Origin of the sequence: Imperialibacter sp. (assembly GCF_040222815.1) — a bacterium.
Lineage (GTDB): Bacteria > Bacteroidota > Bacteroidia > Cytophagales > Cyclobacteriaceae > Imperialibacter.
Map to the genome: position 1 here is coordinate 85,602 of NZ_JAVKCH010000036.1, position 13,299 is coordinate 98,900.

A 13,299-nucleotide genomic window follows, 5' to 3' on the forward strand; every position below is an offset into this window, starting at 1 on the left:
GGGTTGATCCGGCGGGCTTCATGGGGTGTCCACTCAATGTGCCCCAGGGCAGGTAACTATGAGCATATTATCTGTAAGCAACTTTATTGATGTAAAACACCTGCCGGTAGTAGCCTGCTTCTTCGCTATGCAGGTTTTCAATGTCCCGAATCCCATAAGTGTAAAAGGTCGTGCCAAACCACCTGCTCAGGTTTCCTACTTGATTCCTGCCACCCCACGACTCATCATCTTCAAAGGTCAGGGAGATGTCGTTGAAGGTTTTGCCCTCAATGATTTTGTCTTCCTTTAGCACTTTTGAGCGGATGGTATTGTCGTAAAGGTACAATAGGACTGTTTCGTCGCCCTTGGTGCCTACGTGCACCAGGTCTCTGGCGCCAAAGGTGGTGACATCGTTGATTTCGAACGAGCTGTCCCAGAGGAAGTTACCCAGGCGGTCGAATGTCATCACCACAGCATGGGTGTAGTGGTATCCAAAGGAATAGCTGGGGTAGTAGGCTTCGCCAAAGACGGTGTAGTAGTTGCCATTTGGGATAATATCGTGCAAGAGTAGCCGATAGTGGAATCGTGGTTGCTGGCCCAGGACTTTTTTCTGGTTGGCCCTCTCTCTGATGCGCCTTTCTCTTCCAGTCGACAAATAGGAAAAAAAGTGATCAAGCTCGCTGTAGTCGAAGTAGTCGATGCGCTGCTGGCTGCTGTTGCTCAACCTGGCGATGTAAAGGCCGCTCGAATAGGTTAGTCGTTGATGTGCATAGGTGCCGGCCACAAACTGGCGATCCAGCTCTGGGTTAGTGGGTGCTCCATTTAGCAAACTCTTCGATTCATCTGGTTCCAGGTGAATATTGCGCATCATATCGCCGCCCTCGGAAAAAGACCTGACAGAGACTGTCGTTCGTAAATAAGGCTTGCGTTCGCTCATGGTCACCGTGAAAATCCTTAGCCTGTCGTCGGTAGTAATTCTTAGAATCTCGCCGTAGTCGTTGTAAAGGCCGGGAATAATCTGTGGTAACTTATCAATAAGGTTATACCTGAAAATAAATGGCTTGTAGTCAGTGTACACACCCATTAACAGTGTGTTGCCCACCACATGAAATTGCGTGGGAACCATTGGTATCACCGTATTGATGTAGAACCGGGAAGTGTCGCCGTTTTCCAGGTTGACTCTTAGCAATACCAATTCCTCCTGTTTATACTCTTTTTCTCTGATCAGGTAATTGATAAATCCCGGCTGGTAGTCGTGGTCGGTAATGCGGCTGCCGAACGGCAAATGCATGTCTTTTTGCCAAACAATACCTAGTGTGGTGTCGAGCCGTATGAACTCCCAATTGTAACCGTCCTTGTCTTTATACTCTGTTTTGTGACAAATGAAAAGCCCTTCTTTTTCGCATCCTGTTACTATATAGTTCTGATAGTTGGCGTTGGCAATTTCGAATTCAATTCTTCCGGGTTGTTCAAGTCGGGTGCTAACCTGTTTTTCTTTTTTTAGGGGAAAAAGCTGCGCCATAGCCACAGCGAATGGGCAGAGACAAAAAATAGCGAACAAGAGCAGTTTGTTCATCCAAAAGTAGGTTTTTCAGTCCACTGGCAAGAGTGAATGATATAATAAGTTCACCTAATAGCGGGTAAAAGTCAAACTTTTCCATATTCTTTTAAAGGGAAAGACTGGCCTACGTCTACCCCAAAAGCGCCAGCACAGTTTGCCAAACTTCGTCGCTGACGGGTATCCCATCTTTGAGATTGCTGGCTCGGGTTTGTAAGGCCCGCTCGCCCGGATAGTAGGTTTTGTCGCCCTGATGCATAGGCTCCACGTTGTGTGTGTAGTCAATGATTTCGTTGAGGAGCTTTTCCTGCAGGCTTTTGTCGTTGAATACTTCAGGGTAGATGCAAAGAAATACCTGCGAAATTCCGGTTTCATAGTCCCTCAGGCTTACCCTGTAGGTAGAATCTCCTGCCGATAGCAGCGTGGCCAGCATATCTAAAACCATGGAGAGCGCCGACCCCTTCCAGTAGCCTATGGGCAGTCCACGTTCTTTTGCCAGGATCTTTTCAGGGTCGTTCGATAGCTCGTCGTTGTCGTCCCAGCCTCCGGGAAAGGGTAGCTTTTCGCCTTTGAGTTTGTAGTCGTTGATCTTACCAAAGGCAAACTGAGACAGCGCCATGTCCAGCACCACGTGCCCCTCGGGTCTTGGTATGGATACTACGAACGGATTGTTACCGGTTCGGCTGTCTTTACCGCCCCAGGGTGGCATATTGGGCTGGGTATTGGTAAAGAGAATAGAAATGCAGCCAGCTTCCGCAGCCTGCCAGCCGTACGTGCCACCTCGCATCCAGTGATTGGTGTTGCGCACCGCTACCAGCCCCATGCCATGCAGCTTGGCCAACTCAATGGCCCGGTTGGTGCACTTTGTTGCATTAATAACGCCGGAGCCAAAGTGGCCATCCCACCTTTCGATGCTGCCAAAGGTTTCCGCTTTTTCGGCTTCGGCGTCCACTTTTACCGATCCTTTTTCAACGTAGCTAATGAACAGCGGTACCCGGTTGATCCCATGTGAATTGACGCCGCAGAGTGTGCTGTCGGTATGGGCTTTTGCCAAGATGTGGGCTTTTTCTTCCGAAAATTGGTATTTGATGAACAGCTTGTGGAGCACTTCCTGCATTTGCCCTGATGGTATACGCATAGCTTTTTCTGACTTTTGTTAGCGGTGAATCCAGGGCTTTGAGACATCCGAAAACACCGAGAAAACCCTGAGATTGCAGTCCCCAAGATACAATTCCTGGCCCCTTTTAGTAAAATATAGTAGCGACAAAAAGACTTTTGTCGCTATCTTCCCCCCTTCAAAATAAGACTAATCTAATTAACCCAAAATGAAACGATTACTCCCGCTCATGCTGGCAGTTGTGCTTGCCATAGGCTTTGGCACCGCCAACGCTCAGAAATCCAGGAAAAAGAACAAGGGCAAAGACACAGAAAAGGTGACACCCGCCAAAAAGGACGATGACAAAGACAAGGGCCCTAAGCCTTATGCAAAGTTCATCGACAGCACTTTTACGACAAGTAAAGGTTTGATGACGGTGCATCAGAAGAAAGACAAGTACTACTTCGAAATTCCTGAGGCACTTTTCGGTAAGGAGCTGATGGCGATTACCCGCTACACGAAGACTGCCGCCGGCGGCGATGTGTTCGGTGGGGAAGAGGTAAACGAGCAGGTAGTGAGGTGGGAAAAAGGCCCCGACGACAACATTCTGCTGCGCTCTATTACCTATGTGATGATGAGCCCCGACAGCTTAAGTCCCATGTTTCGTGCCGTGGCCAACTCCAATGCAGCACCCATCATTGGGGCATTCAAGATAGAAGCGCTGAAGAAAGACTCGGTTTACGTGATAGACGTGACCTCGACTTTCGATGGCGACAATCAAGCCTTTTCGGTCGACCCGAGAACGAAGCAGGAATACAATATTTCCAGCATCAAAAAGGAAGCCTCATTCATTGAAAGAATATCGACTTACCCGACTAATACAGAAATTCGCACGATAAAGACCTTCGGTGTCAATCCACCCAAGCGGGAGTCAGGGCCGTCGACAGGACCACGCACCACCTATTTTCCAGCCTCGGTAGGGGTAGGAGTGGTCACGCTTGAATTGAACACCTCGTTTGTACTGCTGCCTTCCAACCCTATGCGTAAGCGACCATTCGATTACAGGGTGGGTTATTTCTACAACCAGTACTCGCTGTTTGAAGAAGAGTCGCAAAAGGCCGATGAGGATATTTTCGCAGTTCGCTGGAGATTGGAACCAAAAAATGCCGACGATGCAGCCAGGCAGAAGAACGGCGAGTTGATTGAACCAAAAAAGCCCATTGTGTACTATATCGACCCGGCCACGCCTGAGAAATGGCGTCCCTTCCTCAAGCAGGGGGTAGATGACTGGAATATTGCTTTCGAGGCTGCCGGGTGGAAAAATGCCATCAGGGGAGAATACTGGCCTGAAGACGATACCACGATGAGCCTGGAGGACGCCAGGTACTCTGTGATCAGGTATTTTGCCGCCGATATTCAAAATGCCTATGGCCCCAATGTGCACGACCCACGAACCGGCGAAATCATTGAAAGTCATATCGGTTGGTACCACAACGTGATGCGCCTGCTGCGTAACTGGTACATGATACAGGCAGCAGCGGTCGATCCAAACGCACGCTCCAAAGAGTTTTCCGACGAGCTAATGGGGCAGCTGGTTCGTTTCGTGTCGTCGCACGAGGTAGGGCATACGCTGGGCCTCCGCCACAACATGGGAGCCAGCTCAGCCACGCCGGTGGAGAAGCTGAGAGACAAAGATTGGGTAGCGCAAAATGGTCATACGTCTTCCATCATGGACTATGCCCGCTTCAACTATGTAGCGCAGCCCGGCGATGGTGTTACGGATTTATTCCCTAGAATAGGTGACTACGACGTTTGGGCGATCAAGTGGGGTTATAGTTACTTCGGTGATGACGTAACTGAAGAACAGGCAAAAGCCACCTTGAACGCATGGACGAAAGAAGCCTACAAGAGCAGGAGGCTGTGGTTTGGCACCGAAATAAGCCCCTACGACCCCCGCTACCAGACGGAAGACCTGGGCGACAATGCGATGAAGGCGTCGGACTATGGCATTGAAAACCTGAAAAGGCTGATGCCCTCGCTCATTGAATGGAGCGCCGAGGATGGAGAAGCGTATAAGGAACTGGAAGAAATTTACAGGAATGTGCTGAGTCAGTACCGTCGCTATATGGGCCACGTGATCAAGAACGTGGGTGGTATTTACGATTCGCCGAAGACCTACGACATGGAGGGCCCCGTGTATGAAGTGGTGCCAAAGGCGCTGCAAAAAGATGCCATCAACTTCCTGAGCAAGCAGTTGTTTACTACGCCTACCTGGCTAATGGATCAGTCGGTGCTGAATAAGATCAAGCCGGAGTCTGGTGTAGAGTCTGTGTCGGCGCTACAGGAATATGGCGTTACGAGACTACTCGAAGGTGACCGGTTGGTACGGTTGATTGAAACCAGTGCTCAAAGCCCCAACAATTATTCTGTTGATGACCTGTTCACCGACCTGTCTGCCAGCATTTTGTCTGAAGTGCGTTCCCGCAACAACATCACGGTCAATCGTCGAAACCTTCAGAAGATTTACGTTGACGAGCTGATCAAGCTGCTGGAGCCCGGTGAGGTGACTGTTCGTTCTATCCCCAATGGTGCTGGCTACGCTTTCGACAGTCGCAAGGTTGACCTTGGTCAGACCGACGTTCCGTCGCTGGCAAGAGGGCATTTGGAGCGTATTAAAGGATGGCTAAGCTCAGCCGCCACCGGTTCAGCGGATCAGGTAAGCAAATACCACATTGCCGATTTGAGAAAACGCATTGAGCAGGCGCTGGATCCGAAGTAAGGAATATTAAGCAAGTAGGAGAAACCGTTTTGATCCGTGGCATATGGACTGAAACGGTTTTTTTGATTTGGATGGCAAACCAAGTGGTTAGTGTTTCATGACACTGATCATCCAAATTGTTTTTACAATGACCCCGCATTAAAAACAGAAGGAGATAGCCGTGGAAATTAAAAGAGCAGGATCACAACCGAGTACCAAAGGGGCCGAAGATTGGTTTACTGGTGTAGTGCGCATTGACCCGATGTTTCAGGCTGATGCGCCGGCACGTGTGGCGGGTGCCAGCGTTACTTTCGAGCCAGGGGCACGAACAGCCTGGCATACGCATCCATTGGGACAAACTTTGATCATTACTTTCGGCTGCGGTTGGGTGCAGAAGGAGGGAGGTCCGGTGGAAAAAGTTCGGCCTGGGGATGTCATCTGGTTTGCCCCCGGCGAAAAGCACTGGCATGGGGCTACCGCCACCACGGCGATGACACATATAGCAGTACATGAGCAACTGAATGGCAAAGCGGTCGACTGGATGGAGAAAGTGACAGAAGAGCAATATCAACGGTAACAGGGAGGTATGGTCTGAAAAGTTTTTTTACCGGATCACAGACCCTACTATAGGGCTTCGGAATTGCAAATTCCGAAGAGCGTGGCACGCACAAAGGTTTCGGCGGCTTCAGCTCTCTTGCCTTCTCCTTCCAGGTTCATTCCCTCGGCGCATAGTTGAACGATTGGATTGTTGGGATCGATGGTCATCGGAGGTTCGGGGAATGATGCGTAATTTGGGTGAATATAAGGGTGGGTTTTAAATCCATCATTATTTAGGCTTCGACATGCCCTTCGGAACATCTTGAGGAGAGGACTGACTTTCATTGATCAAAACTAGGACTTCATCCAAACTCATTGAATAAGTCTGATTTTTAAAGAAATCAAATTCCATGTCCGCAATAGTTCCGTGAAGGAAGCTTAAGTCAGGATTGTTAGTAACAATAGCTGTTAGAAATTCACTTACTTCTTTATAAGTCTTCCAGTTTGATTTACCCAATTCAGCTAAGGCGTTCAAATAATTCCTTCTCTCACCAAAGGGCCCGTCTCCCCCATAGTTGTTTTCCAAAGAGTCGTAACATATTTCTTTTAGGACTTCCAGCTTTCTTTTTGATGACGAGTTAACTGCCAACTCTGCCCACGAATTGTACGTGAAATGTCGGCAAGTTGTAATCCAGTCTTTCATTTTAGTAAGTCCGACTTCCTGGTCGCATTTAAGCAAGTAGGTGATTGCTCGAGCTTTATCCTCCTCGCTTTCTGTTTTTTCATAGGATTCTATTAAGTATGTGTGTAAGATATTTTTATCCCGTTTGATGATGGCATCGACAACTGACCAGCGTTCGTGATTTTCAATATGTTTAAGTTCTTTGACTGCCATATCCAGATCTCCAAGAAGCTCTACAAACCATACAAGGGCGGTTGGTCTGTAAATTTTTAGGTTCTTATTTAAGAAAAGTTCTCTATGTTCTGTGCGTTCCCTAAGTCTCAGGAATCTCAAGTGATGGTTTATTATGTCTTCATACAAGTCAGCTTCTCGAAGATTACGGACTATCTCGAGCTCTGTTTGATCTTCGCCTATTTTGCTAACTATGTAAGTTATTAACCTGGAATCCCTTAAAACATTATCTAAGCGAATTTGATCACTCCTATTTTGGTTCTCGATGTACGGGATTAAGTGGCAGTCCAGCCGAATCAGGTTAATATAGTCGGCATTTGTCAACTCTAAATCAAAGAATTGGCAAATGCCACTGGCCAAAAGCTCGGGGTAGTAGTACCTCCATTCCCGATCTTTATTTCTAAAAAAAGTCTTCTCAAACCTCTTGGAGGCAATTCTTCTACGAGCCCATTTTTCTAAAAAGGAAGCTGTCTTGGCATCTATTGGATAATTACGCCGCTGCATTATTTGAGTTAACTCGACTGCCCTCACAAAATCCCATTCACGGCGATTGTTGACGAATTTAACGAGCTGAGATTTAGTCATTGCTTTGGTGCCAAAGATTCTTCTTAGAATGTTGAGTGCTGCCAGCATTGAATGATCATCATGCTTTTTGAACCATTCACTAGAATACAAATAGTCTTTGTCGATTGCTTTTTTAGAATCTCCGAAAAAGATGCCTCCCACGGATAGGAAGTAGTCTTTGTTATGTAAGAATGTGACTTCTTGTTTCGTTGTTTCCAGGTGGATATTTTTTGGTTCTTGCCACTGTAGTTGATTGCCATATAGTTTGTTGATTTTACTATAGAATAGTTCGAACGCCTCCTTATCGTCGGCGCTAGATAACACGTTCCGTATGCCAAATAACTGATCCAGAGCTAAAGCTTTCTTACTTAATTCAGTAATAAGAGAGCTTACATTGTTTTTATCGAGAAGGAGGTGTAGACAATAAAAAGCGCTGTCTTGTCCATCACCAAAATAGTCTGCAAGTAGTTGTTTGAAGAATAATTCTCGCAAGTTGAATTTATCTATATATTCTATGAACGAGCTCTTCAAAATTCCATTTGGGAAGTACTGTAGGTGTGCTTTAAAAGAATCATATACGATGTTTGGAATGTCTTCGGAGAAAATCAATTTCTTCTTCATTTCAATTAACGTATCTGCAATGTTTCCATCCTGATTATGTCTAAATTCTTGCTTATTGAGTTCTGACAGAATATACTGGAAACTTTCTGGCCTTTTCAAGTAGAATAGAATGCCGTATTTGAAATCAAAGTGGCTTTCTTTTTTAAGGTAACAGTCTAAAATAAAAGGAAAGTAGTCCTCCAGAAAATCCGAGTTAGCGATATAGTAATAGAAACGCTCTTGAATCTCTTTATCACTTAAGTCAAGGGTCTCCATCAACTCGTCAATTAAGGATCGGTTTATAATTTTAAACCAACCTAACGCCGAGATAGAAGTTGTTTTTATCGAGACGGGACTATCAGGTGATTTTAGAAGCTGTTTTATCTTTTTCGCCACTTCTTCCTTTCTTTCCTGCCAGTGACTGTTTCTGACTAGCAGGTAGAGACTTAGGTCGATGCGGACATGAGAATTATTGAGATCGATCTGTTCGATCAAAAATTTGCAGATATTTTCGCTATCTGAGGCGAATATGCCAAGGTCTTCCGTAGTAAATTTCGGTGATTGCGGATATACTCCCTTTTGAACATATGTCTCAAAAAGCTGTACGAATAGTTGCTCACGAATTTCTTTAGTCAACTTATCTTTTCTATCCTTACCAACGACTCTGGGTCACTATCCTTAAGGTGATCGACCAGAGAAATTGCGGGTTCCTGACTCTTAGGTAGTATACTTATTAGGAATCCAAGGGTGTTTAACCATCTGGGCTTTATTTTGTTGATTTTTGGCACGAACAGTATTTTCTCGATAAATGAAAAATCTTTCGAGGCTAGGAATTTGGCACATAGATATTCCTTGAAGTTATTATGTTCAAACTGCCATTTTTCTTCTCCACCGTTATCTAACACATAGCAGTCCTTAATTGCTTCAAGAACTCGGCTATTTATTATCACTTTTTGGAGTTCTCCATTTGTAAGAAAGTTGTTATCTGTGCATTGAAATACAAACGCAGTTTTCGCTATGGCCTCGTCCAGTTCCGTTTCAATTTTATTGATGGCAGCTCTTCTCTTATGCGATTTGGCCTTTTCACGCTTTTTTAGGTTTTCAATAAGGAATTCGAAAAGTTCAGTTTTGGACTCAGGTAGAGAGTTTTCTCGCTCTAAAAAAAAGTCGGCAAGATTAGCCAAATAGAACGGAGTTGTCATGTCATCACGAAACCCGTGGGAATCAATTTTCTTCAGGAAGGTTTGTTGTTGTTGATAGCCTACTATTTTACTCGTGACATAGTCATTAACTTCTTGCCAGCTGAAGGGTGGCAATTGATATACGGTAAACCCTTTTAAGTAACCTTCAGTCCCGTTCAAAAAATATCCATTATTTCTGCAGGTAACTACTATCGCAGATTCATCTTTTATTTCGCTAAGTTGATGAATCTGATTTCTTACACTGTCGACATGATCCTCGCCAACTTCATCTAGTCCGTCAATCAAAATCACTAACTCAACATTTAGAATACGCCAACCCGGGTGTTTTTTGTCAAAGAATTCCTCTATGCAGTCATCAGTTATATTAGTGTTTCCCAAGCTAATTTTCATAGGAAAGTAAATAGGGTCTTCTGAGAGCCTGCTGAGTAGATAATCGATCTCAAGGCTTTTACCACTTCCTGCATAGCCAAGAACAACTAACCTTTTTTCTTCTTTTGGAGCTTTTGCTTGGTCGTGTTGGATTAATTCCAGTAAGAAATGGCTGATACTTTCCGATAGCGTCTCGGAGCTCTTTGGGTATAATCTCCTTGATATAAAGTGCTGGTGTTTAAAGGTATATATAACTTTTGGTGGCAACTGTACGTCAGAGTCCTCGACTAAAGAAATTAGTTTGTCGAGTTTTTCAACGATGCTTGGAATCGCCGATACTTTTTTATGCGTCTCATCAATTTGAAAAGTTTGAAGGTGATTTGCTAAGACGGGTTTAAGCTTACGAAACCTATTAATCTCCTCAATTAGAATTCTTTTGAAGGTTTCAAAAAAACTTGGGGGCAGCGTATGAAAATCAATGCCCCATGCAAGTTGATCCTGTAGGTTTGCCAAATGTCCGTAAGGCTCAAAGTGTCTTACGATTTCATCTACCTGTTTTAGAAGAATTGACTCTGTGCTGTTTCCAAACAATTGTTTTTCGAACTCTTTGTCAAGTTTAATGGCTGTTTGTCGCAAAGCCTTGCCGAAATAGTAATTGAGACCATCCCCCTTAAGTTTTTCTACTAAGCTGTGAACCTTTATGACGGAGCTTGCGGAAGACAGCAGGCTAAGAAAATCCTCGTTGGTCATTCTCTATGAATTGTGTGGAGTTTGAATTTACTTGGTATTAATCAATTTTCCCATTTCCCGAACTCACCCACCGTCTCTTTGAATAAATGATTCATAGGACCACTTTTCCACTTGCGCTCGTATCTTTCCAAGCCTTTCCTTATATTACATCGGCAAAACCGAAACTAATAATTATCTTTGCCGTAAACCAAGTTCGTGGAGTGGCCATGAGAAAGCCATATCAAGTGGACCGATCTAGCCGCTATCTAAAAATACGCACTTATCCCGCTAAATACAGAAATCACTAAATAATCTTCGTTTCTGAGCTATTTAGGCAGGTTTAACACTGAAAACCACATAATTGAACAAAACTAAGATTTGAAAACTAGCACCATGAACAGAGAATTGATGATATTCAGTAAATCAACAAAACTCAACCTACATGAAAAGCAAAATTTTCAAAGTAATCGGTGCCCTAGGTGGCATAGGTTCAATTTATCAAACATTAAATGAAATCAATATGGAATATCTAAAAGACATTTTTGCAGAAAACTGGCAAACTATATTGTTTATGGGAATGGTTGTGTTCTCGTCAGCCGCTTTGCTTATTGATTGGTACAGAACACGTAAGGCAAGGGAAGCTCAGTTAAGAATAGAAAACGATGTTAACCTTAAAAGCATCATTAATAACAATGCCATGATAATTGCTGCCCTGTTATACAAAGAGAAAAGTAGGGGCTCTCTTGTTGGAGATGATGAGGTAATTGTATTGCCTCATAACCTGAAGGTAAAGTTTAAAGATTTAAAGGTATCGTATGACGAAGATTTTATGTCTGATATAGGCAAAATCAAGAACGAAAAACCCAAAAAACAATGAGCACAAGCATATCAAATATATCGACCAAATTCAACACGCAAGCCAAGTGTATTGCCTACTTGGAAAGCCTTCGGTGGCCAGATGGCAAAGTAATTTCTCCGTTCACTGGTACTACTCAAGTGACTAAGCGTAGTAATTCCAACTTCTACCACTGCAACGCTACTAACAAAGACTTCTCAGTTCTTAACGGCACCATATTCGACCATTCCAGGTTCCCGCTTCCAAAGTGGTTTCAAATGATTGGGCTTATCCTCAACTCCAAGAAAGGTATAGCAGCCAAGGAGTTGGAAAGGAACGTCAATTGTAGCTACAAAACGGCGTGGTACGTTGGCATGCGTGTTAGGTGCGCAATGATTGACGACTGCATAGAGCTAAGCAACATTGTAGAGATGGACGAAGCCTATGTAGGAGGTAAGAAGAGAAAGGTTCCATCTAATCATCCATCCATTTCCAGCGTCAATACAAAGCGTGGTCGTGGAACTTCCAAAACGCCTATTGTTGGCGTAGTAGAGCGAAACGGAAACGTGTATTTGAAAGTAGTGCAAAACCTCACTGCCAGTAGCCTAATGAAGGTGCTGAAGGATAGCGTTAATGTAAACAACGCTATCGTAATGACCGACGAGTTCAAATCATACAAATCATTCGATAAGCTAGTCCAGCATTTAACCATCAATCACAGTCAGGGATATTCCAAGGGAATAGTCCATGTCAACACAATTGAAGGCTTCTGGTCAATTGTGAAAAATTCCATCAAAGGGAATTACGTAGCGATCAGTAAGAAATACCTCCCTATGTATTTGGTTCAGGCTCAATACATATACAACAGGAGGTCAGCCCGGCACGACCTATTCCAAGAGTTCATCAAACGAGCCCTTACAGAGCCCAAGTGCCTAGTAAATTACAAGCCTACCAAGGCAGTCGAAAAAATTGTTTACAGACCTAAAAAGAAAGCTAACTGCTAGCGTCTCCATTAGTGAATGGCTTCTTTACTGTTTTTACGATTCTTTTAGGTACAGAATATAACACAATACCAATTAATGAAATGACTAGAATTAATGTAACTGAAATAGAAAGATTAGTGTATCGCTTCTTGAGCAGGTTATTCTCCTTTTCAAGTCGGATGTTATCATCAAATAGTTCATTCATGAACTTGTCATCATTACGTTCCCAAGTACGTTGGTACCATCCAAAAATGTTGATTTTTGTCTCCTTCCATTCGATATATCTTTTCTTTCTTTTTTCAGTTGCGATAAGTACGATAATGTTAACCAGAACACTAGTGGTCGCTATTAATACAATCAATGTTTTGTATTCAATAATGAAACTATCACTAACAATATCGGTATTGCCAATCATTTTAATTATATCAGTCATCATGGAGTACGATTTTTTTGGTAGACCAACGGAAAGCAAGTTGATAATAAGCGACAGGTATCAAATTGATTTACTTAAATACAAATTGTACCAAACTAAGAAATAAACATGAAAACTGGAATTAGCGGGATAAGTGCGTAAAAATATATACTGATGAAAGGAACTTCCATAGGAGAATTTGAAGAGCTCTGCCTGCTGGCGGTAGGGGTGCTGTACCCCGAGGCCTATGGGCTGTCGATCAAAGATGAAATAGAAAGCCGCACCGGTCGCTCGGCTACTATCAGTACCGTGCACTCCACTTTGATAAGGTTACAGGAAAAAGGCTTGCTGCAATCGGAAATGGGCGGCGCCACTGAGGAGCGGGGCGGACGTACCAAGCGGCTTTTTGAACTAACTGCATTCGGCAAGAATGTGATCAACGAGGCGAGAGAGCTGAGGAATGGGATGTGGAGGGATATTCCGAAGGTGATATGGGAGGGAAGTAGTAAGTAGTAATTGGTAAGTAGTAAGAGAGTGAGGAGACGGAAGTTTGAAGACGGGAGACAGGAGAGGGAAGACGGAAGACGGACAAACAGGAGAGGGAAGGCGGAAGATAGGAGAGGGAAGACGGAAGTCCGGAGTTGAGTGAACGGTGGCAGGCGTCGGTACGGCGGGGATGGCATGCGGGCAGAGAGCCGTCAGCCGCCGGGTTGGTGGAAGAAGTTGAGAGTGGGGGGAATAGTAAGTAGTCGGAGAGTGAGGAG

The 13,299-nt window shown here is 44.3% G+C and carries 11 protein-coding genes; 5 read left to right on the forward strand and 6 right to left on the reverse strand.

All coding sequences use genetic code 11. The annotated features are described in order from the left end of the window. Positions 1-67: 67 nt before the first annotated feature. Both RIF36_RS17595 and yiaK read right to left on the reverse strand, forming a co-directional pair. On the reverse strand, positions 68-1,555 hold the full coding sequence (locus tag RIF36_RS17595; RefSeq protein WP_350123173.1) for a hypothetical protein: 1,488 nt from the start codon (positions 1,553-1,555) through the stop codon (positions 68-70). A 115-nt stretch (positions 1,556-1,670) separates the two neighbouring features. Continuing rightward, the gene (gene yiaK, locus RIF36_RS17600) at positions 1,671-2,675 is read right to left on the reverse strand and encodes a 3-dehydro-L-gulonate 2-dehydrogenase (RefSeq protein ID WP_350123170.1); all 1,005 of its coding nucleotides are present in this window, start codon (positions 2,673-2,675) and stop codon (positions 1,671-1,673) included. Positions 2,676-2,862: 187 nt separating this feature from the next. On the opposite strand from yiaK, the gene RIF36_RS17605 reads away from it, so the two are divergent. Next, entirely contained in the window at positions 2,863-5,412 is a 2,550-nt protein-coding gene (locus tag RIF36_RS17605) for a zinc-dependent metalloprotease (RefSeq protein WP_350123168.1), read from the forward strand. A gap of 160 nt (positions 5,413-5,572) precedes the next feature. After that, positions 5,573-5,968, forward strand: a complete 396-nt coding sequence (locus RIF36_RS17610; RefSeq protein ID WP_350123165.1) for a (R)-mandelonitrile lyase — start codon at positions 5,573-5,575, stop codon at positions 5,966-5,968. Between the two features lie 47 nt (positions 5,969-6,015). On the opposite strand, the gene RIF36_RS17615 is transcribed toward RIF36_RS17610, so the two are convergent. From RIF36_RS17615 to RIF36_RS17625, 3 genes are all read right to left on the reverse strand, one after another. Then, positions 6,016-6,156 carry a hypothetical protein gene (locus RIF36_RS17615; protein WP_350123162.1) on the reverse strand — a complete coding sequence of 47 codons (141 nt, stop codon included), beginning with the start codon at positions 6,154-6,156 and terminating at the stop codon, positions 6,016-6,018. Between the two features lie 61 nt (positions 6,157-6,217). Continuing rightward, positions 6,218-8,641, reverse strand: a complete 2,424-nt coding sequence (locus tag RIF36_RS17620; RefSeq protein ID WP_350123159.1) for a hypothetical protein — start codon at positions 8,639-8,641, stop codon at positions 6,218-6,220. Then, the gene (locus tag RIF36_RS17625; RefSeq protein ID WP_350123156.1) at positions 8,638-10,326 is read right to left on the reverse strand and encodes an NACHT domain-containing protein; all 1,689 of its coding nucleotides are present in this window, start codon (positions 10,324-10,326) and stop codon (positions 8,638-8,640) included. Before RIF36_RS17625 ends, RIF36_RS17620 begins: the two co-directional genes overlap by 4 nt. Before the next feature lie 421 nt (positions 10,327-10,747). Between RIF36_RS17625 and RIF36_RS17630 the strand changes: the two genes are divergently transcribed. Further along, positions 10,748-11,182 carry a hypothetical protein gene (locus RIF36_RS17630; protein WP_350123153.1) on the forward strand — a complete coding sequence of 145 codons (435 nt, stop codon included), beginning with the start codon at positions 10,748-10,750 and terminating at the stop codon, positions 11,180-11,182. Further along, complete coding sequence (locus tag RIF36_RS17635; RefSeq protein WP_350123151.1) at positions 11,179-12,144, forward strand: IS1595 family transposase; 966 nt, start codon at positions 11,179-11,181, stop codon at positions 12,142-12,144. The genes RIF36_RS17630 and RIF36_RS17635 overlap by 4 nt, the downstream gene beginning before the upstream one ends. Here the strand turns inward: RIF36_RS17635 and RIF36_RS17640 are convergent. After that, positions 12,134-12,559, reverse strand: a complete 426-nt coding sequence (locus tag RIF36_RS17640; protein WP_350123148.1) for a hypothetical protein — start codon at positions 12,557-12,559, stop codon at positions 12,134-12,136. The genes RIF36_RS17635 and RIF36_RS17640 overlap by 11 nt on opposite strands. Before the next feature lie 150 nt (positions 12,560-12,709). Between RIF36_RS17640 and RIF36_RS17645 the strand changes: the two genes are divergently transcribed. After that, positions 12,710-13,048: a PadR family transcriptional regulator gene (locus RIF36_RS17645; RefSeq protein WP_350123145.1), complete on the forward strand. Its 339-nt coding sequence runs from the start codon at positions 12,710-12,712 to the stop codon at positions 13,046-13,048. The last annotated feature ends 251 nt before the right edge of the window (positions 13,049-13,299 follow it).